The organism is Streptomyces sp. NPDC060232, from assembly GCF_042726555.1.
Classification (GTDB): domain Bacteria; phylum Actinomycetota; class Actinomycetes; order Streptomycetales; family Streptomycetaceae; genus Streptomyces.
The window spans coordinates 179,397-205,062 of sequence record NZ_JBHXAG010000002.1; the positions used below are offsets into that span (position 1 = coordinate 179,397).

The following is a 25,666-nucleotide window of genomic DNA, read 5'->3' on the forward strand; positions in this document are numbered from 1 at the left end:
TCCGTCCCGGGCCGGATCCCTGACCCGTCCCCGAGACCGACCCTGGCACGACCCGTAGTCCTTCCGGAGGGGCCGGCCGTCAGGCGTCCCTCTTGCTGAGGACGACGTAGCCCCCGATGACGGAGGCGGCCACCCACAGAAGCATGATCCCGAGCCCGCCCCACGGCCCGTACGGGGACTCCGCGCTGCCCATGGCGTTCGGTACGACCTGCATGATCTTCGACCCGGCCGCGGTGGGCAGGTACTGGCCGTACTCGCGGGTCGCCTCGAAGGCGTTCAGGAGGTTCGTGACGATCAGGAAGAACGGGATCAGGATGCTGATCGAGGCGACCGAGCTGCGCAGCATGCCGGCGACGCCCATGGAGAACAGGGCGATGAGCGCCATGTACACAGCGGCGCCGACCACCGCGCGCAGGACGTTCTCCCCGTCGATGCCGGTGCCGTGGTCGCCCAGGATCGCCTGGCTGAGGAAGAACGACACGAAGCTGGTCAGCAGTCCGACCAGCAGCGCCAGCGCCGTGGCCACGGTGAGCTTGCCGAGCAGGAAGCCTGCGCGGGCGGGCACGGCGGCCAGCGAGGTGCGGATCATGCCGGTGCTGTATTCGGTGCTGACCACCAGGACGCCGAAGACGATCATCGCCAGCTGGCCGAACTGCATCCCGGCGAAGCTCACCAGGGTGGGGTCGAAGGTGGCCTGCTCGATCTGGCTCATGTCGTCGAAGCTTGCCGCGACCGCGGTCGAGATCAGGGCGCCGAAGCCGGCGGTGACGATCAGGGCCAGTGCGAGCGTCCAGCTGGTGGAGGCGACGGTGCGGATCTTGGTCCACTCGGAGGTGAGGACGGCGGTGAAGGCCATGGTCACTGCCCGCCCTTGCTCGCCGCGCCGAAGCCGGCGCCCCAGGCGGGGACGTCGGCCGGCCGGGCCGGGTTGTCGGCGGCCGCGCCGGGCGCGCCCGGCGCGTGGGAGTGGTACTCGACGGAGTCCGCCGTCATGCGCATGAACGCTTCCTCCAGTGAAGCCCGCTGCGGGCTGAGTTCGTGCAGCACGATCTGGTGCCGGGCGGCCAGCTCGCCGAGCTGCTCCGCGTCGGCGCCGTCGATCTCCAGGGTGCCGTCGGCGGGGACGCTGACGGCGTTGATCCCGGCCTCGTGCAGGACGTCCTTGAGCCGTTCCTGCTGCGGCGAGCGCATGCGGACGTAACTGCGCGAGTTCTGGTGAATGAAATCAGCCATAGAGGTATCAGCCAGCAGTCGTCCCTGTCCGATGACGATCAGATGGTCCGCGGTCAGGGCCATTTCGCTCATCAGATGGGAGGACACGAAGATCGTGCGCCCCTCTGCCGCCAGGCCCTTCATCAGATTGCGGATCCACAGAATTCCCTCGGGGTCCAGACCGTTGACCGGTTCGTCGAACATGAGGATCTGCGGGTCTCCCAGCAACGCGGAGGCGATTCCCAGCCGTTGGCCCATGCCCAGCGAAAATCCTTTGGACTTCTTCCTGGCCACGGGCGTCAGACCCACCAGGTCCAGCACCTCGCCGACCCGGCGCTCCGGGATGCGGTTGGACTGGGCCAGGCAGAGGAGGTTGTTGTAAGCGCTGCGGCCGCCGTGCATGGCTTTCGCGTCCAGCAGCGCACCGACGTGTTTCAGCGGTTCCTGGAGGTCCCGGTAGCGCTTCCCGTAGATCCGGACCGCACCGCTGGTCGGATTGTCCAGGTCCAGCATCATGCGCATGGTCGTCGACTTGCCGGCCCCGTTGGGGCCGAGGAAGCCGGTCACCACCCCCGGTCTGACCTGGAAGCTGAGGTTGTCCACGGCGGTCTTCGCGCCGAATCGTTTCGTGAGGCCCTCGAGCTCGATCATGCGGCCACGCTAGAGCGCCCGAGGGCCCTACGCCACCTCAAAAGAGTGACATAGGGCCCTCGATCAGGCTCTTTTCGCTACCAGCGAGTAATGCCCGCGCTCTAGCGGCTCTGCTGCGCCGGGACGCCGCGGCTGACCGGCTCGTCGTCCACGATCGGGTTGGCCGCCGCGACGGCCGCACCGGTGAGCGTCGCCAGCATCTCGCGGACGTTGGTCAGCTGCGCGTTGATCGAGTCGCGGCGGTTGGTGAGCGCCGCCAGCTCGCGCTCCGACTCGCTGCGGATGCGGTCCGCCTTGGCGTTCGCGTCGGCCACGATGTCCTCGGCCTGGCGCTGCGCGGTCTCCACGGTCTGGCGGGCCCGGCGCTCGGCGTCCGTACGCAGCTTCTCGGCCTCCAGGCGCAGCTGCTCGGCGCGGTGCTCGATCTCCGCGAGGCGCTTCTCGGCCTTGGCCTGACGGGAGGCCAGGTCGCGCTCCGACTGCTCGCGGCGCTTGGCCAGGTTGGTCTCGAAGTCCGCGGCGGCCTGGGCGGCCTTGGCGCGGGTCTCCTCGAACAGCGCGTCGGCCTCCTCGCGCTTGGACGCCGCGTCCTTCTGGGCCTCGGCGCGCAGGGTGGCGGCGTCGCCCTTGGCCTTCTCGACGATGCGGACGCCCTCGTCCTCCGCCTTCGTCTTGCGGTCGGCCGCGAACGACTCGGCGTCGTTGCGCACCTGCTGGGCGGCCGACTCGGCGAGCTCACGGTGCTGCTCGGCCGCGCGACGGGCCTCCTCGCGCAGGTCCTTCGCCTCCTCCTCGGCCAGCCGCAGGATCTTCTCGACCCGGGCGCCGAGACCCGCGTACGACGGCTCGGCGTCGTTCACCTGGGCCTGGGCGTTCTGCGTCTCGAGGTGCAGCTCCTCGATCCGCTTTTCCAGAGAGTTGATACGTCCAAGGGCGCTGTCGCGGTCGGAGACCAGCTTGGTAATGCGGTCGTCCACCTGACCGCGGTCATAACCACGCCGCACGAGCTCGAAGCCGAAGGGGGAGGAAGTGTCGCTCATGGGGTTCCTGTCGAATGAGACCGATGAGGTGCTACGTGAGGTGTTAAGGGGAATCCTAGGCGCCCAGACGGCGTGTCATCGAGTCAATCCGCGTTTGATCTGGACAATGACACCCCTTTTGAGTGGCAAGGCGGCGGAATGCTTGTCACCCGTTCGCCTGAACCTCATCAGGTGCACACATCCCCGACCGCTTGGCTAGCCCTCTGACGACTTACCACCCGAACGAGTGGATCCCGCGGTCACTCCGGCCTTGGTGCCCCCCGCTCCCTGGCCGCCGACCGTGGACTTTCCGCCGCCCGAGGGCGCCTCGAATGATTCCAACGCCTCAAGAACGTCCTGGACACGGGAGATCTCTCCCTGAATGTCCTGCCGCCTGCGGACCAGGACCTCCAGCTCGCGACGGCCCTCCTCGACGAGGCGCTCGGCCTCCGCCTTGGCCTCCGCCAGCGCCTTCTCGGACTCCCGGGCCACCTCGGCCTTCTTCTGCTCGGCCTCCTTGAGCAGCGCCTCCGCCTTGCGCACCGCCGCGATGCGCACCTTGCTCGCCTCGCTGCTCGCGTCCGACAGCAGCTCCTTGGCCTTCGCCTCGGCCTCGACGCTCTGCTCGGTCGCCGCGCGCACCAGCTTGTCCACGCGCTCGCCGGCCGACTTCATCTGCTCGGCCGACTCCCGGCGGGCCCGCTCGTGGAGCTCCTCGACCTCGCCCTCGACGCGGCTCCGCAACTCCTCCGCCCGCTCCCTTATGGCGGCCGCGTCCGTACGCGCCCCGACCAGCAGCTCGTCGGCGTCCGTACGGGCCCTCTCCACCAGGGAGTTGCCCTCGACCGTCGCTTCCGAGGTGATCCGCGCCGCCTCCTTGCGGGCCGCGTCGACCATCGCGTCGGCCTGCTCCTCGGCCGCCGTCGTGGCGGCGAGGGCCTGCTGCTGGGCGTCGGCGGTGAGCTTGTCGGCCTCCGCCGCCGCCTCCGTGATGAGCCGGTCGACCTGCTCCGCGGCCTCGCTGCGGCGCTTGTTCGCCTCCTCGCGGGCCTCGTCCAGCAGCCGCTCGGACTCCGTACGGGCCTCGGTGCGGATGCGCTCCGCCGCGGTGGCGGCCTCTGCCTTGACCCGCTCGGCCTCCGACCGGGTGCGGGCCGCGTGCTCCTGCGCCGAGGACAGCGCCTCCGACGCGTCGGCGCGCAGCCGCTCGGCCTCGGACGCCGCCTCGCCGACCGTGCGCTCGTTGTCCTTGCGGGTCTGCTCGGTGAGCTTGTCGGCCTCGGACGCCGCCTCCGTGATGAGCCGGTCCGCCTGCTCGGCCGCCTCGGTACGCAGCCGGTTCGCCTCGGCGCGCGCCTCGTCCAGCGCCTGCTCGGCGTCGCGCTCGGCGCCGGCCAGGGTCTCGCCGGCCGCGACCGTGACACGGTCCGCCTCCGCGGTGGCCTCGCCGATGATCCGGCCGCCCTCCGCGCGGGCGTCGTCCAGCACCCGGGCCGCGTCGGCGCGCAGCCGCTCGGCCTCCGCCGCGGCCTCGCCGACCGTGCGCTCGTTGTCCTTGCGGGTCTCGTCGATGAGCCGGTCGCCCTCGGCGCGCGAGTCGACCATGATCTTCGCTGCGTCCCGCTCGGCGCTCGCCAGGGTCTCGGCCGCCTGGGACTTCAGCCGTGCCGCCTGGGTGGTGAGGCGCTCGGCCTCCGCCGCCGCCTCGCCCACGGTGGCCGCGTTCGCGGCGCGGGTCTCCTCGATGAGGCGGTCCGCCTCCGCGGAGGCCTCCGTGATGAGCCGGTCGACCTGCTCCGCGGCCTCGGTACGCAGCCGGTTGCCCTCGGCGCGGGCCTCGTCCAGCGTGGCCGCGGCCTCGGCGCGGGTGGCCTCGGCGGCCTGCGCCGCCTCGGTGGTGATCCGCTCGGCCTCCGCCTCGGCGTCGGCGACCGCGGCCGCGTTCGCCGCGAGGGTCTCCTCGGTGAGCCGCTCGGCCTCCGCCGCGGCCTCGGCCGTGATCCGGGCGCCCTCGGCGCGCGCCGCCTTCAGGGACTCCGCGGCCTCGCCGCGGATGCGGTTCGCGTCGTCGCGGGCGTCGGCCCGGGTACGGGCGGCGTCGCGCTCGGACGCGGCCAGCGCGTCGGTGGCCTCGGTGCGCACCCGCTGGGCGTACTCGGCGGTGTCGGTGCGCAACTGCTCCGCCTCGGCGATCGCCTCGCCGACGGTCCGCTCCGCCAGGGCCTTCGCCGCGTCGGTCTCCGCGCGCGCCTCGGTGCGGATCCGGCCCGCGTCCTCGGTGGCCCGCTCCCGCTCCGCGTGGGCGTCGCCGCGGATCCGGGCGGCCTCTTCCTCGGCCTCCGTCCTCGTACGCTCCGCCACGTGCTCGGCGGCGCTGCGCAGCCCGGAGATCTCCTCCTCGGCCTGCTCGTGCAGGCCGGCCACGGCGTCGCGCACCTGCTGGGCGGTGGCCTCGGCCGCCGACACCAGCTCGGACGCGCGGCGTTCGGCCTCCTCGGTCAGACGCGCCGCCTCGGCCTGCGCTTCCTCCGAGCGGCGGCGGGCCGCGGCCAGCAGCTCCTCGCTCTGCTCGCGGGCCTGCGCCCGCTCCTGGTCGGCGTCGGTGCGGGCCGACGCCAGGGTCTCCTCGGACTCCCGGCGGCGCCGGGCGGCCTCCTCCTGGGCGGCGGCCAGCGCCTCGGCGGCCTCCTCGGCGACCCGCTCGGCCGCCGCCTTGGCCTCGGCGCGCAGCCGGTCCGCGGTCTCCTGGGCCTCGGCGCGCACGCGCTCGGCCTCGGCCTCGGCCTCGCCGCGCAGCCGTACGGCCACCTGCTCGGCCTCGGCGCGCACCCGGCCGGCGTCCTGCGCCGCCTCCGTGCGCAGCTGGTCGGCCTCCTGCTCGGACTGCGTCTGGAGCGTGCGGATGCGTTCCGCGGACTCGGCGCGCAGCCGGTCGTTCTCCTCGCTCGTCTCGCGGCGGATGTTCTCCGCCGCGAGACGGGCGTCGCGCAGGGTCTGCTCGGCCGTGGTCAGCCGGGTCTCGGCCTCCGTGTGCAGCCGTACGAGCTCCTCGTCGGCGTCCGCCCGCTTCGCGGCCAGCGCCTGCTCGGTCTCCTCCCGGCGTGCGAGGGCCGCCGCGTCCGCCTCGGCGCGGACCGACTCGGCCTGCTCCTCGGCCTCGCCGCGGATCCGCTCGGCCTCGGCGCGGGTCCGCTCCAGGGTCTCCTCGGCCTGCTTGCGCAGGGCCGCGGCCCGCTCGACGGCCTCGGCGCGGACCCGCTCGCTCTCGGTGGTCGCCCCGGAGCGCAGCTCGTCCGCGTCCGCCTTGGCCTTGCCGAGCAGTTGCTCGGCGGTCTTGGCCGCCTCCTCGATCTGCTGGACCGCCTCGCGGCGGGCCTCGCCGCGGATCCGCTCGCCCTCGGCGACGGCCTCCGCGCGCAGCTGCTCGGCCTCGCCGCGCAGCCGGCGGGCCTCCTCCTGGAGCTCGACCGTGCGGGCCCGGTACTCCTCGGTGTCGTCCTTCGCGGCGCCCTTGAGCTCGTCGGCGGTCGCCGCCGCCTGGAGGCGCAGCCGGTCGGCCTCGGCCTCGGCCTCGCGGCGAATCCGCTCGGCCTCCTCGGACGCGGCGCGGGTGGTGGCCCGGGCGTCCTCCGAGGCCTTGTTCAGTACGTCCTCCGCCGTGCGGGCGGCCTTCGCCAGCTGCGCCGCCATGTCCTCGGCGGCGGCCGTACGGGCGCTGTCGCCGGCCTCGGCGCGTACCCGCTCCGCGTCCGCGCGGGCATCGGCCAGGGCCTGCTCGGCCTCGGCCTTGAGGAGCTCGGCCTCCTTGGTGGCCTGGCCGACCAGCCGGGCGACCTGCTCCTTGGCGGTGCGGGTGCGCTGCTCGTTGACCGACTCCGCCGACGCGAGCTGGCGCGCCGCGCTCTCCTTGGCCTCCGCGAGGACCTTCTCGGCCTCGGCGCGGGCCTCGCGCAGCGCGGACTCGGCCTCCTGCGCACGGGATTCGGCGATCCGGCCGAGGTCCAGGGTCTGCTGCCGGGTCTGCTCGGCCTCGGCAGAGGTGGTGGAGCGCAGCCGCTCGGCGTGCTGGGTGGCCTCCTGCGCCTGTGCGGAGGCGGCCGTCAGCAGGCGCTCGGCCTCCTTGCGGGCACGCAGCAGTGTGGACTCGGCCTCCGCGCGGGCGGCCTCGGCGTCGGCCGCCATCCGGCGCCGGGTCTCCTCGGCGACCCGGGCGGCCTCGGCGCGGGCCGCGTTCAGCGACTGCTCGGCCTCGGCGCGGGACTCCTCCATGAGGCGGCGCGCCTGGGCCTCCGTACGGGCGCGCAGCTGCTCCGCCCAGGCCACGTTCTCGTTGACGTGGGCCTCGACGGTCTGCCGGCGCTCGTTGAGCTCCTGGTCGAGGCGCTGGCGGCGGTTGACGGCCTCGCTGTGCAGCTCGGCCTGCAGGCGCGCCTGGTGCTCGGCGTGCTCCTGGAGGATGCGCTGGGTCTGCGCCCGGGCGTCGCGCAGCTCGCGCTCGGCGTCGGAGCGCATCTGGTCGGCCTGGATCTGGGCGTTGCGGAGCAACTGCTCCGCCTGGTAGCCCATGTCCGCGCCGTCGTAGGCAGGACGGGACGCCAGAGCCCGGCGTACCTCGTGGAGCTTGGCGCGCAGCACCTCGACCTGGTAACCCAGGTCCTCAGCGTGCTGGACGGCCTTCCCGCGCTCCTTCTTCAGCCGCTCCATCTCGGCCTCGAAGCGCGAGAGATGGTCGGCCTCGGCCTGATGGCTCTCCTGGCTTTCGTAGCCCCGCACAGCGCGGTCCCATCCGTCCCCTGGTCGCAAGCTCACTCCCAATGAGCATCGCTCGCCCGCTGAACGACGCCCCCGGGGGAATGGTGTCAGATACCGGGGCAGGGGTCACAGGCCCCGACCCTCTCCGCACCGAACCCCGGCCGAGCCATGGCCACTCTACCGGCCGGGGAATCGGGCCATCAGTGGTCCATCAATGGTCGGGGTCGGAGGTGACCAGTTCGGTCAGGACTCCATGGCAGTCCTTGGGGTGCAGGAAGGTGATCGAGGAGCCCATGGAACCGGTGCGGGGCTGGTCGTAGAGGACACGGACGCCCTTGCCGCGGATGGCCTCCGAGTCACCGTGGACGTCCTCGGTGCCGAAGGCGATGTGGTGCACGCCCTCGCCGTTCTTGGCGAGCCACTTGCCCACCGCGGAGTCCTCGCGGGTGGGCTCCAGGAGCTGGATGTAGGAGGCGCCGCCGTCGGAGGTTTCGTTGATCTTCAACATGGCCTCGCGGACGCCCTGCTCCTCGTTGACCTCGGTGTGGAACACCTCGAAGCCGTACGTGGCACGGTAGAACTCGACAGTCTTGTCCAGGTCGAAGCAGGCGATCCCGATGTGGTCGATTCTTGTCAGCATGGGGACAGTGCACCGCCGAAGGGGGTCGTCACGCAACGTGCGCGCGATCACACCGGCAGCCCGGTGACCGCTGCGGTACCGCCCAGTACATTCACGTAAACCCTCGTTCACTCCTCATCCAAGGGGCTGTGCCTCATGTCCGGATCGAACAACACCACCTCCGTGATCGTCGCCGGGGCCCGCACGCCCATGGGGCGGCTGCTCGGCTCGCTGAAGTCCTTCTCGGGCGCCGACCTCGGCGGCTTCGCCATCAAGTCCGCGCTGGAGCGGGCCGGGATCTCCGGCGACCAGGTCCAGTACGTGATCATGGGCCAGGTGCTCCAGGCCGGCGCGGGCCAGATCCCCGCCCGCCAGGCCGCGGTCAAGGCCGGCATCCCGATGAACGTCCCCGCCCTGACCGTCAACAAGGTGTGCCTCTCGGGCCTGGACGCCATCGCGCTGGCCGACCAGCTGATCCGCGCCGGTGAGTTCGACATCGTGGTCGCGGGCGGCCAGGAGTCGATGACCAACGCCCCGCACCTGCTGCCCAAGTCCCGCGAGGGCTACAAGTACGGCGCGGTCGAGATGCTGGACGCGATGGCCCACGACGGCCTCACGGACGCTTTCGAGAACATCGCGATGGGCGAGTCCACCGAGAAGCACAACACCCGTCTCGGCATCGAGCGCGCTCCGCAGGACGAGTTCGCCGCGACCTCCCACCAGCGCGCGGCCGCCGCCCAGAAGAACGGCGTCTTCGAGGCCGAGATCACCCCGGTCGAGATCCCGCAGCGCAAGGGCGACCCGGTGATCTTCTCCACCGACGAGGGCATCCGCCCCGAGACCACGGCGGAGTCGCTCGGCAAGCTGCGTCCCGCCTTCGCCAAGGACGGCACGATCACCGCCGGCACCTCCTCGCAGATCAGCGACGGCGCGGCGGCCGTGGTCGTGATGAGCAAGGCGAAGGCCGAGGAGCTCGGCCTGGAGTGGATCGCGGAGATCGGTGCCCACGGCAACGTGGCCGGCCCGGACAACTCCCTCCAGTCGCAGCCGTCCAACGCGATCCTGCACGCCCTGAAGAAGGAGGGCCTGGAGGTCTCCGACCTGGACCTCATCGAGATCAACGAGGCCTTCGCCGCGGTCGCCGTGCAGTCAATGAAGGACCTGGGCGTGACCCCGGAAAAGGTGAACGTCAACGGCGGCGCCATCGCCCTGGGGCACCCGATCGGCATGTCCGGTGCCCGTGTGGTGCTGCACCTGGCGCTGGAGCTGAAGCGCCGCGGCGGCGGGGTCGGCGCGGCCGCCCTGTGCGGTGGCGGCGGCCAGGGTGACGCGCTGATCGTCCGCGTCGCGAAGAAGTAGGCGCGGCAAGCCCGCCGCGGACCCGGACCGGGTCCGCGGCGGGCCCCGATCTCCGGGCCTCGCGGGCCCGCCTTGCCGGGCCTGGCGGCCCTCACGCATCCCGTACGAAGAACCGAGGAGCGCAGCACAGATGACGGCGGTGGACGTCCCCCAGCTGGTGGCCCAGGCGCGGGAGGGCCGGCCGAGAGCGGTGGCCCGGCTGATCTCGCTGGTCGAGGGGGCGTCCCCGCAACTGCGCGAGGTGATGGCCGCGCTGGCCCCGCTGACGGGCGGGGCGTACGTGGTGGGCCTGACGGGCTCGCCGGGCGTGGGCAAGTCGACCTCGACCTCGGCGCTGGTGTCCGCCTACCGCAAGGCCGGCAAGCGCGTCGGCGTCCTCGCCGTCGACCCGTCCTCGCCCTTCTCGGGCGGCGCGCTGCTCGGCGACCGGGTGCGGATGTCGGACCACGCCTCGGACCCGGGGGTCTACATCCGCTCCATGGCCACCCGCGGCCACCTGGGAGGCCTGGCGTGGGCCGCCCCGCAGGCGATCCGGGTGCTGGACGCGGCCGGCTGCGACGTGATCCTGGTCGAGACGGTCGGTGTCGGGCAGTCGGAGGTGGAGATCGCCTCGCAGGCCGACACCTCGGTGGTGCTGCTCGCCCCCGGGATGGGCGACGGGATCCAGGCCGCGAAGGCGGGCATCCTGGAGATCGGCGACGTGTACGTGGTCAACAAGGCCGACCGGGACGGCGCGGACGCGACCGCCCGGGAGCTGAACCACATGCTGGGGCTGGGCGAGGCACGCGGCCGCAACGACTGGCGGCCGCCGATCGTGAAGACGGTCGCGGCCCGCGGCCAGGGCATCGACGAGGTCGTCGAGGCGCTGGAGAAGCACCGGGCGTGGATGGACGAGCGCGGGGTGCTCGCCGAGCGGCGGGCGGCGCGGGCCGCACGGGAGGTCGAGACGATCGCCGTGACGGCGCTGCGGGCGCGGATGGCGGACGTCCACGGGGACGCGCACCTGGGCGCGCTGGCCGCCAGGGTCGCCGAGGGCGATCTGGACCCGTACGCGGCGGCCGACGCCCTCCTGGCGACCCTGACGGAGTCCTGAGGGGACCCCGGCGGCCGGGGGCCGGTCGCGGGCCCGGCCGCCGAGGCCAGGACGACGGACGCGGCCGCACAGATGTACCTCGTGCGCACCAGGGCTCTCGTGCGCACCAGGGCTGGGGACCTCCTCAGGCCGGCCATGGCACCCACGGTCGCCCGGCGCGGCCGGCAGCGGGCGGATACCGCCCATGGTCCGGCCCGCCGCCCCGCGGGGCGCGCCGGGCGTCCGGCCTCAGACCTTGCCGCGGGTGCCGCGCAGGTGCTCCGCCACCGGCGTCAGCGAGGCGCGCAGCGCCGCCAGGGCCTCCGGCGGCAGCAGGTCGATGAAGTGCTGGCGGACGGACGCCACGTGGTGCGGGGCGACCTTCCGCATCGTCTCCATGCCCTCGTCTGTGAGCACCGCGTACAGGCCGCGGCGGTCGGACTCGCAGTTGACCCGGCGGACCAGGCCCGCCGTCTCCATGCGCGTGATCTGGTGCGACAGCCGGCTCTTGGACTGCAGGGTGGCGGTCGCGAGATCGCTCATCCGCATCCGGTGGTCCTGCGACTCCGAGAGGTTCACGAGGATCTCGTAGTCGTTGTTGGTGAGTCCGAAGGGCTGGAGATCCTTTTCCAGCTGGTGCATGAGCAGCCTGCTGACGTCCAGGTGGGTGCGCCAGGCGCACTGCTCCGCGTCGGTGAGCCAGCGCGTGGCCGTCTCGGTCTCCATGGTCTCCATGAATGAACTCTACCTAAAAAGTTGAATTGCGTACAAAGGTCGGAAGTGCCGAGAACGTCACAGCCCGAGGCGGCGCTGGAGATCACCCAGCTGCCCCGGCATCCGTGGCACGCCCACCTGCCCCAGGGGTCCCTGGCCGGCACCCGGCACGCCCTGCGCGTTGCCGGTGGCCGCCCCGGCGCCCACCGCGCCGACCGTCTGCTCCGCCATCAGCATCTCCGAGGACTGCAGGAGCACGGTGCCGGCTCCCACGAACTCGAACTGGTGCTCCTCGCCCGAGGTGCCCCCGATGCCCGTCAGCGAACGCAGTCCGCCCATCACGCCGGACATGTAGCCGTGATCGTAATGGTGACAGGGGGACGGGCAGTCCGCCCAACCGACGAGCGCCTGCGGGTCCACGCGCAGCGGCGGCTCCATGAACACCACCGGCCCGTTGGAGGCCGCCACGAACTTCCCGGTCCCGATCAGCGTCAGGAAGCCCGGGACGATCGACTGCTTCAGGGCGAGCGAGGGCTGGTACGCCAGCAGGTTGCCCGAGCGGATCGTCAGGTTGCCGTTCTCCAGGTCGTAGGAGTTCACGTCGAAGGCCCGGTCCGCCAGCAGCATCTTGCCCTGGCCCTCGGCGACCACCCAGTCGCTCGCGTGCAGCGGGGAATGGAAGCTGGTGCGCAGCAGGCGGTCGAAGCGCCCGTTGCCGATGCCGTTGAACTCGATGTGCCCGTAGTACGAGATCATCTTGCCCTTCTGCAGGAACCACTGGCTCCCCTTGAGCTCCACGCAGAAGGTGTACGCGTTCACGTTGTCGTCGGACGGCAGCGTGTACGGGTCGAACACCGTCGGGCCGCCCGGCCCGCCCATCACGGGGCCAAAGTTCACAGCTTCTCCTCGGAGGCCTGTACGTACACCGCGCCCTGACCGGACAGTTCCAGCTGGAACGCCTCGCCCGAGCCGCGCCCCACCATGTCCCGCCAGCCGAGGGCGGTGGAGAGCTTGTTCCTGACGTCCCCGTGGTGGGCCACGTAGGCCTGGGGGTCCACGTGGATCGGCCGGTTCGGGGTGATGGGGAGTTCGATGACCCCGCCGTGGGCCATCACGGCGACCGAGCCGTGGCCCTTGAGGGTGGTGGTGAACAGGCCCTGGCCGGTCACCTGGCCGCGGACCATGCCCATGACCCCGCCCTGCGAGCCCATGAACATCGTGCCCTGCTGGAGGGTGCCGTCGAAGGCGAGCAGCCGGTCGGCCTCGACGTAGAGGGTCTCGCCGGTCAGGTTGATCACCTGGATGTGGTGGCCGCCGTGGCCGAACATCACCGTGCCGCTGCCCTCGACCGTCATCAGCGGGGTCTGCTCGTTCGCCACGCGGCGCCCGATCATGCCCATGACCCCGCCCTGACCGCCCGTCAGGCTCGGGGTGAAGGAGACGTCGCCGCGGTACGCGAGCATCGCGCCGCGCTGGCTGAACATCCTCTGGCCCGGGATCACCTGGGCCTCGACCATCTTCGAGTTGATCTCGCGGAACGGCATCAGACGTCGCCCCCGACGGTGTTGCGCTCGCTGGGCTGCACGTAGACCAGGCCCTCGCCCTCGAAGCGGATCTGGAAGGCCTCGCCGGAGCCCTCGCCGATCAGTGTGCGGAAGGTCACACCTGACTGGAAGGACTGCCGGAGGTCGCCGGTGTGCGCGATGTACGCCCCCGGGTCGACGGACAGCGGGTACTGGGCGCTCACGCGCAGCACCACGGCCGGACCGTCGGAGATGACGGCCGCCTGCCCCGATCCCTCGACCGTCGTGGTGAACAGGCCGTTGCCCGTCGAGGCGCCGCGCAGCCCGGTGAAGGTGGTGCCGGTCCGCAGACCGGCGTCGGTGCACAGCAGGTTGCTGGACTCGACGTAGAGCTTCTCGCCGCGCAGGCTGACCAGGTTGATCTCACTTGCGCGGTCGGCGAAGAAGCAGGTGCCGTGCCCCTGCACTTCCATCACCGTCATCTGTTCGCCGGTCAGCCGGCGGGTCACCATGCCGCGGAGGCCTTCGCCGCCGCCGGTCATCTTCTTGAAGGCCATCTGCCCGTCGTACGCGACCATGGAGCCGTTCTTCGCTTTCACGGCGTCCCCGGTCAGGTCGACGGCCAGCACCTTGCTGCCTTGGAGTCGGAACTGAGCCACGGGGAGACGTTATCGGCAGCGGGCGGACCCGAACAGGGCCCGTGGCCGAGATATGCCACACCTCGGCGGTATGGGCGTGAAACCGGTGCGATCCGGGCTCGCTCCGACGGGCAGGGCCCGGGTCAAGATCCCGTAAAGCGGCTGAGACACTGGAGGCGACCCTGGCCTCCACACCGAAGGTTTCACGTGGACATCAAGACCGCCTCCGCCCTGCACCGCCTGCGCCTCGTCTCCGTACCGGAGGCGCTGTCGTTCCCGGCCCTGCTGATCTTCGGCTCGCTGCTGAGCCGGGTCTCGGACATCGACTACCTGCTGATGCCGCTGGGCGTCCTGCACGCGATCCTGTTCATGGTCTACGGGGTGCTGCTGCTGGACGTGTGGAACAAGGCGAAGTGGCCGTTCAAGAAGGTCGTGTTCTTCTTCGTCCTCTCCGTGGTGCCCCTGGGCGGCCTGTACGGGGACAAGCTGCTCAAGCGGGAAGAGGCCGACAGCGTGGTGGCGGCCCGTGCCCGTGAGGCGGCCCAGGCGTGATCGTCGCGTTCTCGGTGACCCCGCTGGGGGTCGGTGAGGAGGTCGGGGAGTACGTCGCCGACGCGGTCCGGGTGGTCCGCGAGTCCGGTCTGCCGAACCGCACCGACGCGATGTTCACCACCGTCGAAGGCGAGTGGACCGAGGTCATGGACGTCATCCGGCGCGCGGTCGCCGCCGTCGAGGAGCGGGCGCCCCGCGTCTCCTTCGTCCTGAAGGCCGACATCCGACCCGGCGTCACCGACGGCATCACCTCGAAGGTCGAGACGGTGGAACGCCACCTCGGTCAGGGCTGAGCGGGCCGTCGGCCCGCCCCCGTACGTCCGAAGCGCCCCCGGCCGATGGTCCGGGGGCGCTTTCGCTCCGTCGGCGAACTGCTCGCCACCGCCTGCCGGTACGCCGTCGTGACGCCGACTCAGTCACGGGCGCGGCGGGCCAGGCCCAGGGCCTGCTCTGGCCACCAGGCGCCGGCCGCGGGGCCGCCCCGGCAGGTCCCGTCGGACTCGCCGGGCCGCTTCACCCACAGGTACGCGTCGACGAGCGGGTCGCGGGTCCGGCCGGTCGGCGGCGTGGCGAGCCGGGGGACGGCGTGGCCTGGGACACGACCTGGGGGCGGCGGGTGGCATCCGGTTACCTCGGGACAAAGGGTCGGGCGGCAGACCACAAGACCGGAATGTGGTGGCATGACGGACCGTCGGCTCGACCGTGCGACACCGCCCGCGCCGGTCAGCCGGCGGCGTCCCCCGTGGTGAGGGCGATGGCCAGGGGGGTGCGCTCGTAGAACACCTGATGGCCGCGGCGGGCGGAGATGAGCAGTCCCGCCGCGTGCAGGACCCGCAGGTGCGCCGAGACGGTGGACGGAGCCAGCCCGAGGCGGTGCGCCAGGGCCGTGGTGGACGCCGGCTCGTCCAGCGCGCACAGCACGTCCGCCCGGGCCCGGCCCAGCAGCCGGGCCAGCGCGGTCGGCGTGTCCTCACCCGCCGGTGTCCACAGGGCGCCGATGCCCCGGGCCGGATACACGACCGTCGGCTGCCAGGGCGGGTCGAAGCCGCCCGCGATCTGCGGCCAGACGAAGGCGCTCGGCATGAGCAGCAGCCCCTGGCCGCCCAGGACGCGGTCGTGGTGGCTGGGCCGCTCGATGGTGAGGGTGAGCGAAGCGGCGTCCCAGGACAGATCGGGGTGCAGGCCGTCGAAGAGGGACTCCAGCCCGCCGGCGGCCAGACGGCGGGTGTGGAAGAGGATGTCCGCCTCCAGCAGCGCCCGCAGCCGCGGCCAGTGCGGCTCGACCAGCACGCCCCAGGCCCCCTCCAACAGGTCCGCCAGCTCCCGCACCGCCCGCGCCGGATCCGCGAGCAGGGCCCGGCCCAGGTCGCTGTCGAGGGCGCCCGGCGTGCAGGCGAGCGACTTGCGCATGTCCTCGCGCGCCGCGGCCGGATCGGCTGCGCGGATCACCGCTAGCTCCTCCTCGAAGGAGACGCCCGGCCCGCTCGGCGGTGGGCTGATGAAGTCGGTGCTGTGCCCCCTGCGCGGCATCAGCAACCACAGCGGCCGCAGGTCCAGCCCGGCGGCGGCGGCCCGGATCCGCCGGAGCCACGGCAGGTGGTAGCCCTGCCGGTCCGGGCGGCTCAGGGTGCGGATCGCCTCCTGCGTCTCCCAGGCCGGCGACAGCGCGAACCGGCACCGCAGCAGGTCCGCGCGCCCGAAACGATGGTGCAAACCCATGCCGCACCACCCTCTCGCTCGCGCCGAACGCTCCGCCCGACATTCGGCCCAGGCCGAATCTCTCCCCCGGCCAGCCTAGGCCCCCGACGCTGCCGTCATGCCAACCGTCACCCCGGCCACGGCCGAAGCGGGCTCCGCCGGCTACCTCACCGTCTTCCGGACCCCCGAGTTCCCTGCCGTCTTCGCCGCGCACCTGATGTCCGTCCTCGGCCTGGTCGTCGCCGAGATCTCCCTGTCCGTCCTCGTCTACCGCCTCACCGGCTCTCCCCTGATGAGCGCGCTCACCTTCGCGCTCGGCTTCCTCCCGTACGCCCTCGGCGGCACCCTCCTCGCCGGGATCGCCGACCGCCGCCCCGCCCGGCGGGTGCTCGTCACCTGCGACCTCGTCTGCGCGGCCTGCGCCGCGGCCATGGTGCTGCCCGCCACCCCTGTCGCCGCGCTCCTCGTCCTGCGCTGCGCGATGGCCTTCGTCGCCCCCCTCTTCCAGGGCACGCGCAACGCCTCCCTCCCCGACATCCTCGGCGTCGGCGAGGGCTACGTCCTGGGCCGCTCGCTGCTGCGCATGGTCGCCCAGAGCGCCCAGCTCATCGGCTTCGGCCTCGGCGGGCTGCTGCTCACCGTCCTCGCCCCGCGCGCCGCCATCGCGCTGACCGCCGCCGGATTCCTCGGTTCGGCCCTCCTGCTGCGGCTGGGCACCCGCGCCCGGCCCGCACGGACAGCCGTCCGCACCTCCCCGCTCGCCGGGATCCGGGCGGTCCTGGGACGGCGCCGGTTGCGGGCGCTCACCCTGCTGTTCTGGCTGCCGCCCCTCTTCCTCGTCGTACCCGAGGCGCTGCTCGCCGCGTACACCGACAGCATCGGCGCCGGGACCGCCGTCCTCGGCCTGATGATGTGCGCCCTGCCCGTGGGCACCCTCGCCGGAGAGCTCTGGGCCGGCGCCGCCCTCAGCGCGCGGACGCGGTCGCGGATCGTCGTCCCGCTCGCCGCCGCCGGCCTGCTGCCCTTCCTCCTCTACGCCGGCCGGCCGGGCGCGCCCCTCGCCCTGCTCGCGCTGCTGCTCGCCGGGCTGGCCCACGCCTACACCCTGGGGCTGGACCAGTGGTACGTGGACGCCGTCCCCGACGAGCTGCGCGGCCGGGCCATGACCCTGCTCGGCACCGGCCTGATGACCCTCCAGGGAGCCGGCATGGCCCTGGCCGGCCTCGCCGCCGAGTTCTTCCCGGTGCACGCGGTCGTCACCGGGTCCGGGGTGCTCGGCACCGCCGTCGTCCTGGCGCTCCTGGCCGAACTGCGGTCCGCCATCCGGCAGGAGGAGCGACTGAGGGGTGAGACGGCCCCCGCCGTGAAGTGACCTCCCGGTAGGGTCGGACGCGTGCCCAAGCCGCTCAGCCTTCCCTTCGACCCCATCGCCCGCGCCGACGAGCTCTGGCAGCAGCGCTGGGGGCCCGTGCCCTCGATGGCCGCGATCACCTCGATCATGCGCGCCCACCAGATCCTGCTCGGCGAGGTCGACGCGGTCGTCAAGCCGTACGGGCTGACCTTCGCGCGCTACGAGGCCCTGGTGCTGCTCACCTTCTCCAAGGCGGGCGAGCTGCCGATGTCGAAGATCGGCGAGAGGCTGATGGTCCACCCGACGTCGGTGACCAACACCGTGGACCGGCTGGTGCGGTCCGGGCTGGTCGCCAAGCGGCCCAACCCCAACGACGGCCGCGGCACCCTCGCCTCCATCACGGAGAAGGGCCGGGAGGTCGTCGAGGCCGCCACCAAGGACCTGATGGCGATCGACTTCGGCCTGGGCGCGTACGACGCCGAGGAGTGCGGGGAGATCTTCGCCCTGCTCCGCCCCCTGCGGGTGGCCGCCGCGGACTTCGAGGAGTCCTGAGGCCCTCCCGCGATCCCGGGGCCGCGTCAAGATCGAGCAAAACGGACGGTTAGGCTCGTCCGCATGAAACGAAGCGTGCTGACCCGCTACCGCGTCATGGCCTACGTGACCGCGGTCATGCTCCTGATCCTCTGCGCCTGCATGGTGGCGAAGTACGGCTTCGACACCGGTGCCGATCTCACCTTCGTGGTGTCGCAGACCCACGGTGTGCTCTTCATGATCTACCTGGTCTTCGCCTTCGACCTGGGGTCCAAGGCGAAGTGGCCCTTCGGCAAGCTGCTGTGGGTGCTCGTGTCGGGCACGATTCCACTGGCCGCCTTCTTCGTCGAGCGCACGATTCGCGCCGAGGTGGAGCCGCTGGTCAGCGACTCGCTCGCGACCGCGAAGGCCTGACGGCGAGGCGAGCGTCACTCACCCCCGGGAGGACTCCCGGGGGTTTCCCATCGACATTTACTAGGACGTCCTAGTAAATTCGTCGGTATGGACGCTGACGCCATCGAGGAGGGCCGCCGCCGCTGGCAGGCCCGTTATGACAAGGCCCGCAAGCGCGAGGCAGACTTCACCACGCTCTCCGGCGACGAGGTCGAGCCGGTCTACGGGCCCCGGCCCGGCGACGCGTACGAGGGCTTCGAGCGGATCGGCTGGCCGGGGGAGTACCCGTACACCCGCGGTCTGCATGCCACCGGCTACCGCGGCCGGACCTGGACCATCCGCCAGTTCGCCGGCTTCGGAAACGCCGAGCAGACGAACGAGCGCTACAAGATGATCCTGGCCGCCGGCGGCGGCGGACTCTCCGTGGCCTTCGACATGCCGACCCTCATGGGGCGCGACTCCGACGACCCCCGCTCGCTCGGCGAGGTCGGCCACTGCGGCGTCGCCATCGACTCCGCCGCCGACATGGAGGTCCTCTTCAAGGACATCCCCCTCGGCGACGTCACGACCTCCATGACGATCTCGGGCCCCGCCGTGCCCGCCTTCTGCATGTACCTCGTCGCCGCCGAGCGCCAGGGCGTGGACCCCGCCGTCCTGAACGGCACCCTCCAGACGGACATCTTCAAGGAGTACATCGCCCAGAAGGAGTGGCTCTTCGAGCCCGAGCCGCACCTGCGCCTCATCGGCGACCTCATGGAGTACTGCGCGGAGGGCATCCCGGCCTACAAGCCGCTGTCCGTCTCCGGCTACCACATCCGCGAGGCCGGGGCCACGGCCGCGCAGGAGCTCGCCTACACCCTCGCCGACGGCTTCGGCTACGTCGAGCTGGGCCTCTCCCGCGGCCTTGACGTGGACCACTTCGCCTCCGGTCTGTCCTTCTTCTTCGACGCGCACCTCGACTTCTTCGAGGAGATCGCCAAGTTCCGTGCGGCCCGCCGGATCTGGGCGCGCTGGATGAAGGAGGTCTACGGGGCCAAGAGCGAGAAGTCGATGTGGCTGCGCTTCCACACGCAGACCGCCGGCGTCTCCCTCACCGCGCAGCAGCCGTACAACAACGTCGTGCGCACCGCCGTGGAGGCCCTCGCGGCGGTCCTCGGCGGCACCAACTCGCTGCACACCAACGCCCTCGACGAGACCCTCGCGCTGCCGAGCGAGCAGGCGGCCGAGATCGCCCTGCGCACGCAGCAGGTGCTGATGGAGGAGACCGGCGTCGCCAACGTGGCGGACCCGCTGGGCGGCTCCTGGTACGTGGAGCAGCTCACCGACCGCATCGAGGCCGACGCCGAGAGGATCTTCGAGCAGATCAAGGAGCGCGGCCTGCGCGCCCACCCGGACGGCCGGCACCCCATCGGGCCGATCACCTCGGGCATCCTGCGCGGCATCGAGGACGGCTGGTTCACCGGCGAGATCGCCGAGTCGGCCTTCCAGTACCAGCGGTCGCTGGAGAAGGGCGACAAGCGGGTCGTCGGCGTCAACGTCCACCACGGCTCGGTCACCGGGGACCTGGAGATCCTGCGGGTCAGCCACGAGGTGGAGCGCGAGCAGGTCCGCGTGCTCGCCGACCGCAAGGGCCGCCGCGACGACGCCAAGGTCACCGCGTCCCTGAAGGCCATGCTGGACGCCGCCCGCGACGGGTCGAACATGATCCCCGCCATGCTGGACGCGGTGCGCGCCGAGGCCACGCTGGGCGAGATCTGCAACACCCTGCGCGACGAGTGGGGCGTCTACACCGAGCCCCCGGGCTTCTAGCCCCCGGTTCCGGGCCCGCAGGCCCGGACGGCCGGTCGTGCCCCCTACGTTGGGGGCATGACCGGCCTTCCTGTGCCCGTACGGGGCGTGAGCGCGCGCGTGGTGATGAACAAGGGCGGGTGTGGCGGCCACTACGCCTACGTCGTCGCCGACTTCGAGCCACCGGGACCGGCCGGGACGGAGATCCTGAGCCTTGCTCGGGAGGAGCGGCTGCCCGTCGAGTTCCTCGCGGCCGTGCGGGACGGTATCGAACTGGGCCTCGACGGGGTCGAGGCCGCGGTCCTGATCACCGACGGCGGCGTCTACTGGCCGGACGCCCGCGACATCGGCTACCGCACGGCCGGGGCCCAAGTGGCCCGGGGCGCACTCGTCGCGGCCGGCCTGCGGCCGCAGGAGGAGGCCGACGCGCTGCGCTGGGCGAGCTGGCCGGGCCGTCGGCGGCCCTGGCCGGGGGAGAACCCGCGGGCTGCGGCGCTCGCGGAACAGGTCCTGGACTCCCGGCGCCGCTCCGAGGCGTGGACCTTCTGACGGGCGGCGGCAGCAGCCGGGCGGGCGGGCTCAGGCCGCGGACGGGCCGCGCAGGCCGTGCATGAGGAGGGCGGTGAAGGTGGCCACCCAGAGTTCGTCCACCGGCTCGGAGCTGACCAGGGCGCGGTGCACGACGGTGCCCGCGATCACGTCGAAGATCAGGTCCGTGGTGCGGCCGGCGAGGAACTCGTCCTCCTCGTAGGGGAGCTCGCCGCGGGCCTGGGCCCGTTCGCGACCCAGTACGACGAGACGTTTCTGCCGGTCGACGATCGCCGACCGGATCCGGTCGCGCAGGGCCTCGTCCCGGGTGGACTCGGAGACGACCGCCATCAGGGCCGTACGGGCCTCCGGGCGCCGCAGCAGCTCGGCGAAGCGCAGGACCACGTACTCGATGTCGGCTTCCAGGGAGCCCCGGTCCGGCAGTTCGAGGGAGTCGAAGAGCTCCGCGACGGCGTCCACGACCAGCTCGCTCTTGCCCGCCCACCGCCGGTACAGGGTGGTCTTGGCGACGCCCGCGCGGGCCGAGACGTCGCCCATCGTCAGCTTCGACCAGCCCAGCTCGACCAGCGCGTCCCGGGTGGCGGCGAGGATGGCGGCGTCCGCGGCCGCGCTGCGGGGGCGACCGGTGCGGCCGGGGCTGGGGTTGCGCATGGCCGAGACCATACCCGTCGGTAGCCGAGCGGGAGGCTGTGGTTCAGATCACGGGCACCGCGGGGGCGCGCACGGCCTCCGGGGGAGTTACGCTACGGCTCGTAGCGTAAGAGCGACAACCACGCGAAGACCTACAGGCGCCAGGTGGGGACCCGGCGCCGCCCAGCAGCACGATCGCGACGGTACGCCGGCACGGGCAATTCCCGCGATCTTTTTCGTCGGCGCGCGCACTCGGGGGAGGATGTACGCATGCAGCCCAGAAACATGTCCATGAGCGGCGTCGTCGACCTTGCCGCGGTGAAGGCGGCCGGCGAGGCCAAGGCCAAGGCCGAGCAGGCCCGCGCCGAGGCGGCACGCCAGGCGAGTCAGGGCGGCGGGGCCGGCCCGTCCGCCGGCGCCGTTCCGCCGTCCGCGCTCGTCGTCGACGTAGACGAGGCCGGCTTCGAACGTGATGTGCTCCAGCTCTCCGCGGAAGTCCCGGTCGTCCTGGACTTCTGGGCCGAGTGGTGCCAGCCGTGCAAGCAGCTCAGCCCGCTCCTGGAACGCCTGGTCACCGAGGCCAACGGCCGCCTCGTGCTGGCCAAGGTGGACGTCGACGCCAACCAGATGCTGATGCAGCAGTTCCAGATCCAGGGCATCCCGGCCGTCTTCGCCGTGGTCGCCGGCCAGGTGCTGCCGCTCTTCCAGGGCGTCGCGCCCGAGCAGCAGATCCGCGAAACCCTCGCCCAGCTGGTCCAGGTCGCCGAGGAGCGCTTCGGGATCATCGGCATCGAGGTGGACCCGAACGCCGAGGGGGCCGCCGGGCCCGTCGAGGCCGAGGCACCGGCCGGTCCGCACGACGCGCTGCTGGAGGCGGCCGTCGTCGCGCTGGACGCCGGCGACCTGGGCGGCGCGGTGCAGGCGTACAAGAACGTACTCGCGGACGACCCGGGCAACACCGAGGCCAAGCTGGGCCTCGCCCAGGCCGAGCTCCTCGCCCGGGTCCAGCACATGAACCCGCAGCAGGTGCGCACCGCCGCGGCCGAGAATCCGCGTGACCCGGCGGCGCAGATCGCCGCGGCCGACCTGGACCTGGCCGGCGGACACGTGGAGGACGCCTTCGGCCGTCTGGTGGACACCGTGAAGGTCACGTTCGGTGACGATCGCGATGCGGTGCGGCTGCGACTGCTGGAACTGTTCGAGGTCATCGGCGCCGACGACCAGAGGGTCACTGCGGCGCGGACGGCGCTGGCGCGCGTGCTCTTCTAGGCCGGGCCGGGACCGCGCCGGACCGGCTCCGCCGCCGCTCCCGCCCCGGTCCCGCGAAGGGTCCCGGACGCCGTCGGGCGGCCGCCGATTTGTTGACACGTAGATAAACAGCGGCCGCGCTTTGCCAAAACTTGGCAATCGCGGCCGCTGTTACTCGCAGTAAATCGAACCCCGTGAACTGCCCGGTGTGTTCACCATTTCCCCGTTCTGTCATGGCCTCTGGTGGCACCCTGCGTTGCCGGCGGTCGGTTACGGGCGGCTTCCGGGTTACCGGGCCGTTACCCGCCAGTAACGAACCCCCTTGTGCCCCGGCCGGGAATGCACCACGATCGGCGACGCTCGGTCCTTCCCGCAGAGCCGCTCACTCGGAGCCGCGGTGGAGGGTCCCCACCGGGCCGGCCGGTGGCAGTGGCACCGGCCGCGGGACAGGGGGGTCTCTGCCGCACGGCGGGGCCTGTCCTCCAGGTTGCGCGAACGCGTGGCCCAGTGGTTGTCGCTCGGGGGTGGACGCCGGTGTATCGGACGTGGCACGGCCGCGGCCCGGCCACCTGCGCTCCTTCCCGAGGACGTAGCACTTCTCCCATCCCAGGACGGGCACGGCCCGGACCGGAGATGTACGTCCGAGAAGGAGGAACGAAATGAGTTCTCAGGTTCGTGGCGGGACCAGATGGAAGCGCTTCGCGCTCGTCATGGTGCCGAGCATCGCGGCCTCGGCCGCGGTCGGTGTGGGTCTGGCGCAGGGTGCCCTCGCGGCGTCCTTCAGCGTCTCCGGCCAGGACTTCAAGGTCTCGGCCGACAAGCTCGACGGTGACAACCTCATCCAGTACGGCGGCATCGCCGAGGGGCACGACCTCAAGGGCAATGCGCAGCACCACCCGGTGACGATCTCCGGGTTCAGCCACGCCGAGATCACCAACATGTGCCAGTCGCTGGTGACCCCGACGCCGCTGGGCAACATCACGCTGCAGCTGCGCACCGGCCACAAGGGCAAGCCGGCCGTCGCCGACAACATCTACCTGGATGTTGCGGAGCTCGACACCGACGCCGAGTTCAAGAACCTGGACATCGGTGTCGCGGTCGGCGACCCGAACCACAAGACGAAGCCGCAGGCCGGCACGGTCACCAGCCCGTACGCGTTCTCGCAGCGCGCCGACAAGGCGATCCTGACCAACGTGCGCCAGAAGGCGTGGGCGACCACGGCCGGCACGTTCAAGCTGCCCGACCTGAAGCTCCGTCTGCTCGGTGGCGACAAGCCGTGCTACCAGGACATCAAGGACTGATCCGGTCCTGGTGAATGACCGGACGGGCGGGCGCCGGCGGCCGTCGCCGCCCGCCCGTCCGGGCTCCACAGAGTTCTCCGTACCACCGTTTCCAGGGAGCTGTTGTCCATGAACCCCCAGGCCCCGGTTTACGTTCGCGCAGAAGACGACGCCTGGCTCACCGTGGTGTACTACCACTTCCGCGCCTGGCGCGGTCGCCGCCCCTTCTGGGCCGGGCTGTTCACGCTCCTCGGTGGCTTCCCGATCGCGTACTTCCCGTATGCGGACCTCCGGTTGGGCAACGTCAGTCTCGCCATGGCCACCACCGGCGGCGCGGGCGCACTGATCATCGGTGTACTGCTCATCACGCTGGGCCTGGCCCTCTGGTTCCAGCAGACCATCCGCGTCTTCGCCGGCGTCGCCTCGATCCTGTTGGCCCTGGTGTCCCTGCCGGTCTCCAACCTCGGCGGATTCGGGATGGGCTTCTTCTGCTCCCTCATCGGCGGCGCCCTGGCGCTGTCGTGGGCCCCCGGACAGCCGGTGGACGAGGAGCCGGCGGACCAGCCGCCGGCCGCCGTCGCCCCGGCCAGGTCGGAGGCGATGGCGGGTACCCCGGGCATCCCGGGACCCCGTGAGACAAAGACGGCACACGCGAGCGAGACGACTGCCCACGCCGATGGCGGGAGGAACAGTGCGGGGTGACGAGACGCAGCGGGCAGTGGCCCCGGGCGCAGAGTCCCGTGAGAGGAAGGGCCCGCGCCACGCGGCGCCCAGGAAGTCGCTGCTGAACAAGATCCAGATACCCGTCGGCAAGACCATGGCGCTGGCGGCGATGCCGACGGCCGTGTTCGTCGGGATGGGCATGGCGCCCAAACTGGCCGTGGCCGACGACAAGGAGATCCCCTTCGCGCCCGGACCGTGCGTGACGCGGTCCGACGAGCCGGCGGAGACCGAGTCGAAGTCCCCGTCCCCCACGCCCTCGAAGACGGCCTCGCCGAGCGCCTCGCCGAGCGCCTCGCCGAGCGCGTCGCCCAGCGCGTCGCCCGACCCGTCCACGGCTGCGAAGCCCAAGCTGAGCGCCACCCCGGAGGCGGACACGTCCCCGACGGCGAACGCCCCGGCCCCGGCGGCCACCACGCCGGCGCCGACCAGGTCCGCGAACCCGCTGGACCCGCTGGGCGTCGGCGACAAGCTCAAGGACCTCGTCGACGGGCTCGGCCAGCCGCTCAAGGACACCAAGGCGACCCCGGCGCCCACGGCCACGCCGACCACGAAGGCCGAGCCGGCCCCGGCTCCGGACCCGGCCGCGGACGCGATCCGGGAGGCCGCCCAGCAGGCGGGTGCCACGGTCGAGGAACTGCCCGACGCGGTCAAGGACACCGTCAAGAAGCCCAAGGACGAGACGCCCGGGAACGAGGGCGACGAGGACAAGGCCGGCGACGACAAGGCCGACAAGGACGACACCGACAAGGACGAGGCGAAGAAGGACCCGGACGGGAAGCAACCCTTCCCCTGTCCGACCCACGACGCCGAGGCCCTCGCCAACGCCGAGCTGGAGCAGGGCATCCCGCTCCTGCCGGACGAGCCCTGGTACCTCGACAGCTCCCTGCTGACCCTCTACGGCCTGGACTACCACGGCATCGTCGAGGTGAAGACGGGCAGCGGCAAGATCAAGAAGGTCCTCAAGTTCACGGCGGACTCGCTCGACATCAAGGACCTCTACCAGACGGTCGGCAAGGGCGGGAACGTCGCGCACCTGAAGTCCCGTCCGGGCTCCACGTCCAAGATCCGCGGCGGCACGGTGACGATGTACACCGAGAGCCTCAAGGGGAACCTGTTCGGTCTGATCCCGATCGAGTTCACCCCCGACAGCCCGCCGCCGCTGAACGTCCCGTTCGCGTTCTTCACGGACGTCAAGGTCGTCCAGGCGGCGCAGTTCGGCGGGACCCTCACGGTCCCGGGCCTGCAGAACTACATCGGCCCGCCGGAGTAGTCCCCGCAGCGCCGTACACACCGAGGGCGGCACCCCGCATCGCTGCGGGGTGCCGCCCTCGGCCTCTGTGCGGCAGAGTCGGGTGCGGTGCGGC

24 protein-coding genes and 1 pseudogene are annotated in these 25,666 nt (G+C 72.0%); 13 read left to right on the top strand and 12 right to left on the bottom strand.

The genetic code is table 11. The annotated features are described in order from the left end of the window. Positions 1 to 79: 79 nt before the first annotated feature. The 5 genes from ACFWFZ_RS04630 to mce form a co-directional block, all read right to left on the bottom strand. A complete protein-coding gene (locus ACFWFZ_RS04630; RefSeq protein ID WP_387117305.1) occupies positions 80 to 856 on the bottom strand; it encodes an ABC transporter permease subunit in 777 nt (258 codons plus the stop codon). A gap of 2 nt (positions 857 to 858) precedes the next feature. After that, a complete protein-coding gene (locus tag ACFWFZ_RS04635) occupies positions 859 to 1,863 on the bottom strand; it encodes an ABC transporter ATP-binding protein (protein WP_387116586.1) in 1,005 nt (334 codons plus the stop codon). A gap of 101 nt (positions 1,864 to 1,964) precedes the next feature. Continuing rightward, a complete protein-coding gene (locus ACFWFZ_RS04640; RefSeq protein WP_030037152.1) occupies positions 1,965 to 2,903 on the bottom strand; it encodes a cellulose-binding protein in 939 nt (312 codons plus the stop codon). A 195-nt stretch (positions 2,904 to 3,098) separates the two neighbouring features. Beyond that, positions 3,099 to 7,655, bottom strand: a complete 4,557-nt coding sequence (scy, locus tag ACFWFZ_RS04645) for a polarized growth protein Scy (RefSeq protein ID WP_387116590.1) — start codon at positions 7,653 to 7,655, stop codon at positions 3,099 to 3,101. 190 nt (positions 7,656 to 7,845) lie between these two features. Beyond that, positions 7,846 to 8,274, bottom strand: a complete 429-nt coding sequence (gene mce / locus ACFWFZ_RS04650; protein ID WP_387116593.1) for a methylmalonyl-CoA epimerase — start codon at positions 8,272 to 8,274, stop codon at positions 7,846 to 7,848. Between the two features lie 135 nt (positions 8,275 to 8,409). Between mce and ACFWFZ_RS04655 the strand changes: the two genes are divergently transcribed. Both ACFWFZ_RS04655 and meaB read left to right on the top strand, forming a co-directional pair. Continuing rightward, positions 8,410 to 9,612: an acetyl-CoA C-acetyltransferase gene (locus tag ACFWFZ_RS04655; protein WP_387116596.1), complete on the top strand. Its 1,203-nt coding sequence runs from the start codon at positions 8,410 to 8,412 to the stop codon at positions 9,610 to 9,612. A gap of 130 nt (positions 9,613 to 9,742) precedes the next feature. Further along, positions 9,743 to 10,705, top strand: a complete 963-nt coding sequence (gene meaB, locus ACFWFZ_RS04660; protein WP_045321213.1) for a methylmalonyl Co-A mutase-associated GTPase MeaB — start codon at positions 9,743 to 9,745, stop codon at positions 10,703 to 10,705. Positions 10,706 to 10,933: 228 nt separating this feature from the next. On the opposite strand, the gene ACFWFZ_RS04665 is transcribed toward meaB, so the two are convergent. The 4 genes from ACFWFZ_RS04665 to ACFWFZ_RS04680 all read right to left on the bottom strand — a co-directional run bounded on the left by ACFWFZ_RS04665 (position 10,934) and on the right by ACFWFZ_RS04680 (position 13,580). Next, positions 10,934 to 11,410 (bottom strand): MarR family winged helix-turn-helix transcriptional regulator, encoded by a 477-nt coding sequence (locus ACFWFZ_RS04665; protein ID WP_030660375.1) that lies wholly within the window; start codon positions 11,408 to 11,410, stop codon positions 10,934 to 10,936. 66 nt (positions 11,411 to 11,476) lie between these two features. Continuing rightward, positions 11,477 to 12,277, bottom strand: a complete 801-nt coding sequence (locus ACFWFZ_RS04670; protein ID WP_387117308.1) for an AIM24 family protein — start codon at positions 12,275 to 12,277, stop codon at positions 11,477 to 11,479. A 14-nt stretch (positions 12,278 to 12,291) separates the two neighbouring features. Next, complete coding sequence (locus tag ACFWFZ_RS04675) at positions 12,292 to 12,942, bottom strand: AIM24 family protein (protein WP_030153809.1); 651 nt, start codon at positions 12,940 to 12,942, stop codon at positions 12,292 to 12,294. Further along, positions 12,942 to 13,580, bottom strand: a complete 639-nt coding sequence (locus ACFWFZ_RS04680; protein WP_387116601.1) for an AIM24 family protein — start codon at positions 13,578 to 13,580, stop codon at positions 12,942 to 12,944. Before ACFWFZ_RS04680 ends, ACFWFZ_RS04675 begins: the two co-directional genes overlap by 1 nt. 186 nt (positions 13,581 to 13,766) lie before the next feature. Between ACFWFZ_RS04680 and ACFWFZ_RS04685 the strand changes: the two genes are divergently transcribed. Together ACFWFZ_RS04685 and ACFWFZ_RS04690 are read left to right on the top strand one after the other, a co-directional pair. Continuing rightward, positions 13,767 to 14,111 carry a DUF3817 domain-containing protein gene (locus ACFWFZ_RS04685; protein WP_387116604.1) on the top strand — a complete coding sequence of 115 codons (345 nt, stop codon included), beginning with the start codon at positions 13,767 to 13,769 and terminating at the stop codon, positions 14,109 to 14,111. Continuing rightward, on the top strand, positions 14,108 to 14,404 hold the full coding sequence (locus ACFWFZ_RS04690; protein ID WP_046776191.1) for an MTH1187 family thiamine-binding protein: 297 nt from the start codon (positions 14,108 to 14,110) through the stop codon (positions 14,402 to 14,404). The genes ACFWFZ_RS04685 and ACFWFZ_RS04690 overlap by 4 nt, the downstream gene beginning before the upstream one ends. Before the next feature lie 119 nt (positions 14,405 to 14,523). Here ACFWFZ_RS04690 and ACFWFZ_RS04695 read toward each other — a convergent pair. Both ACFWFZ_RS04695 and ACFWFZ_RS04700 read right to left on the bottom strand, forming a co-directional pair. Continuing rightward, positions 14,524 to 14,721, bottom strand: a pseudogene (locus tag ACFWFZ_RS04695) (glycoside hydrolase family 6 protein); the annotation flags it as partial. A 113-nt stretch (positions 14,722 to 14,834) separates the two neighbouring features. Further along, positions 14,835 to 15,830: a DUF5937 family protein gene (locus ACFWFZ_RS04700; RefSeq protein ID WP_387116607.1), complete on the bottom strand. Its 996-nt coding sequence runs from the start codon at positions 15,828 to 15,830 to the stop codon at positions 14,835 to 14,837. A gap of 97 nt (positions 15,831 to 15,927) precedes the next feature. Between ACFWFZ_RS04700 and ACFWFZ_RS04705 the strand changes: the two genes are divergently transcribed. From ACFWFZ_RS04705 to ACFWFZ_RS04725, 5 genes are all read left to right on the top strand, one after another. Next, complete coding sequence (locus tag ACFWFZ_RS04705) at positions 15,928 to 17,181, top strand: MFS transporter (RefSeq protein ID WP_387116610.1); 1,254 nt, start codon at positions 15,928 to 15,930, stop codon at positions 17,179 to 17,181. Between the two features lie 21 nt (positions 17,182 to 17,202). Next, on the top strand, positions 17,203 to 17,712 hold the full coding sequence (locus ACFWFZ_RS04710) for a MarR family winged helix-turn-helix transcriptional regulator (protein ID WP_384445524.1): 510 nt from the start codon (positions 17,203 to 17,205) through the stop codon (positions 17,710 to 17,712). A gap of 63 nt (positions 17,713 to 17,775) precedes the next feature. Next, the gene (locus ACFWFZ_RS04715) at positions 17,776 to 18,105 is read left to right on the top strand and encodes a DUF3817 domain-containing protein (RefSeq protein ID WP_387116613.1); all 330 of its coding nucleotides are present in this window, start codon (positions 17,776 to 17,778) and stop codon (positions 18,103 to 18,105) included. Between the two features lie 87 nt (positions 18,106 to 18,192). Next, a complete protein-coding gene (locus ACFWFZ_RS04720) occupies positions 18,193 to 19,893 on the top strand; it encodes a methylmalonyl-CoA mutase (protein WP_387116616.1) in 1,701 nt (566 codons plus the stop codon). A 57-nt stretch (positions 19,894 to 19,950) separates the two neighbouring features. Beyond that, positions 19,951 to 20,421 (top strand): hypothetical protein, encoded by a 471-nt coding sequence (locus tag ACFWFZ_RS04725; protein WP_387116619.1) that lies wholly within the window; start codon positions 19,951 to 19,953, stop codon positions 20,419 to 20,421. A 30-nt stretch (positions 20,422 to 20,451) separates the two neighbouring features. Here the strand turns inward: ACFWFZ_RS04725 and ACFWFZ_RS04730 are convergent, their stop codons facing one another. Next, a complete protein-coding gene (locus ACFWFZ_RS04730) occupies positions 20,452 to 21,072 on the bottom strand; it encodes a TetR/AcrR family transcriptional regulator (protein WP_387116622.1) in 621 nt (206 codons plus the stop codon). Positions 21,073 to 21,321: 249 nt separating this feature from the next. On the opposite strand from ACFWFZ_RS04730, the gene ACFWFZ_RS04735 reads away from it, so the two are divergent. The 4 genes from ACFWFZ_RS04735 to ACFWFZ_RS04750 all read left to right on the top strand — a co-directional run bounded on the left by ACFWFZ_RS04735 (position 21,322) and on the right by ACFWFZ_RS04750 (position 25,572). Beyond that, positions 21,322 to 22,320, top strand: coding sequence for a tetratricopeptide repeat protein (locus tag ACFWFZ_RS04735; protein ID WP_387116625.1), 999 nt, complete (start codon positions 21,322 to 21,324; stop codon positions 22,318 to 22,320). Between the two features lie 638 nt (positions 22,321 to 22,958). Beyond that, positions 22,959 to 23,600, top strand: a complete 642-nt coding sequence (locus tag ACFWFZ_RS04740) for a DUF6230 family protein (protein WP_387116628.1) — start codon at positions 22,959 to 22,961, stop codon at positions 23,598 to 23,600. Positions 23,601 to 23,708: 108 nt separating this feature from the next. Further along, complete coding sequence (locus ACFWFZ_RS04745) at positions 23,709 to 24,281, top strand: DUF6114 domain-containing protein (protein ID WP_387116631.1); 573 nt, start codon at positions 23,709 to 23,711, stop codon at positions 24,279 to 24,281. After that, entirely contained in the window at positions 24,271 to 25,572 is a 1,302-nt protein-coding gene (locus tag ACFWFZ_RS04750; protein WP_387116634.1) for a hypothetical protein, read from the top strand. The genes ACFWFZ_RS04745 and ACFWFZ_RS04750 overlap by 11 nt, the downstream gene beginning before the upstream one ends. Positions 25,573 to 25,666: the final 94 nt, after the last annotated feature.

Coding starts and splice junctions, on each gene's coding strand:
- ACFWFZ_RS04630 (WP_387117305.1), bottom strand. CDS start 856: ATGGCCTTCACCGCCGTCCTCACCTCCGAGTGGACCAAGATCCGCACC.
- ACFWFZ_RS04635 (WP_387116586.1), bottom strand. CDS start 1,863: ATGATCGAGCTCGAGGGCCTCACGAAACGATTCGGCGCGAAGACCGCC.
- ACFWFZ_RS04640 (WP_030037152.1), bottom strand. CDS start 2,903: ATGAGCGACACTTCCTCCCCCTTCGGCTTCGAGCTCGTGCGGCGTGGT.
- mce (WP_387116593.1), bottom strand. CDS start 8,274: ATGCTGACAAGAATCGACCACATCGGGATCGCCTGCTTCGACCTGGAC.
- ACFWFZ_RS04655 (WP_387116596.1), top strand. CDS start 8,410: ATGTCCGGATCGAACAACACCACCTCCGTGATCGTCGCCGGGGCCCGC.
- meaB (WP_045321213.1), top strand. CDS start 9,743: ATGACGGCGGTGGACGTCCCCCAGCTGGTGGCCCAGGCGCGGGAGGGC.
- ACFWFZ_RS04665 (WP_030660375.1), bottom strand. CDS start 11,410: ATGGAGACCGAGACGGCCACGCGCTGGCTCACCGACGCGGAGCAGTGC.
- ACFWFZ_RS04670 (WP_387117308.1), bottom strand. CDS start 12,277: ATGGGCGGGCCGGGCGGCCCGACGGTGTTCGACCCGTACACGCTGCCG.
- ACFWFZ_RS04675 (WP_030153809.1), bottom strand. CDS start 12,942: ATGCCGTTCCGCGAGATCAACTCGAAGATGGTCGAGGCCCAGGTGATC.
- ACFWFZ_RS04700 (WP_387116607.1), bottom strand. CDS start 15,830: ATGGGTTTGCACCATCGTTTCGGGCGCGCGGACCTGCTGCGGTGCCGG.
- ACFWFZ_RS04705 (WP_387116610.1), top strand. CDS start 15,928: ATGCCAACCGTCACCCCGGCCACGGCCGAAGCGGGCTCCGCCGGCTAC.
- ACFWFZ_RS04715 (WP_387116613.1), top strand. CDS start 17,776: ATGAAACGAAGCGTGCTGACCCGCTACCGCGTCATGGCCTACGTGACC.
- ACFWFZ_RS04720 (WP_387116616.1), top strand. CDS start 18,193: ATGGACGCTGACGCCATCGAGGAGGGCCGCCGCCGCTGGCAGGCCCGT.
- ACFWFZ_RS04725 (WP_387116619.1), top strand. CDS start 19,951: ATGACCGGCCTTCCTGTGCCCGTACGGGGCGTGAGCGCGCGCGTGGTG.
- ACFWFZ_RS04730 (WP_387116622.1), bottom strand. CDS start 21,072: ATGCGCAACCCCAGCCCCGGCCGCACCGGTCGCCCCCGCAGCGCGGCC.
- ACFWFZ_RS04735 (WP_387116625.1), top strand. CDS start 21,322: ATGCAGCCCAGAAACATGTCCATGAGCGGCGTCGTCGACCTTGCCGCG.
- ACFWFZ_RS04740 (WP_387116628.1), top strand. CDS start 22,959: ATGAGTTCTCAGGTTCGTGGCGGGACCAGATGGAAGCGCTTCGCGCTC.
- ACFWFZ_RS04745 (WP_387116631.1), top strand. CDS start 23,709: ATGAACCCCCAGGCCCCGGTTTACGTTCGCGCAGAAGACGACGCCTGG.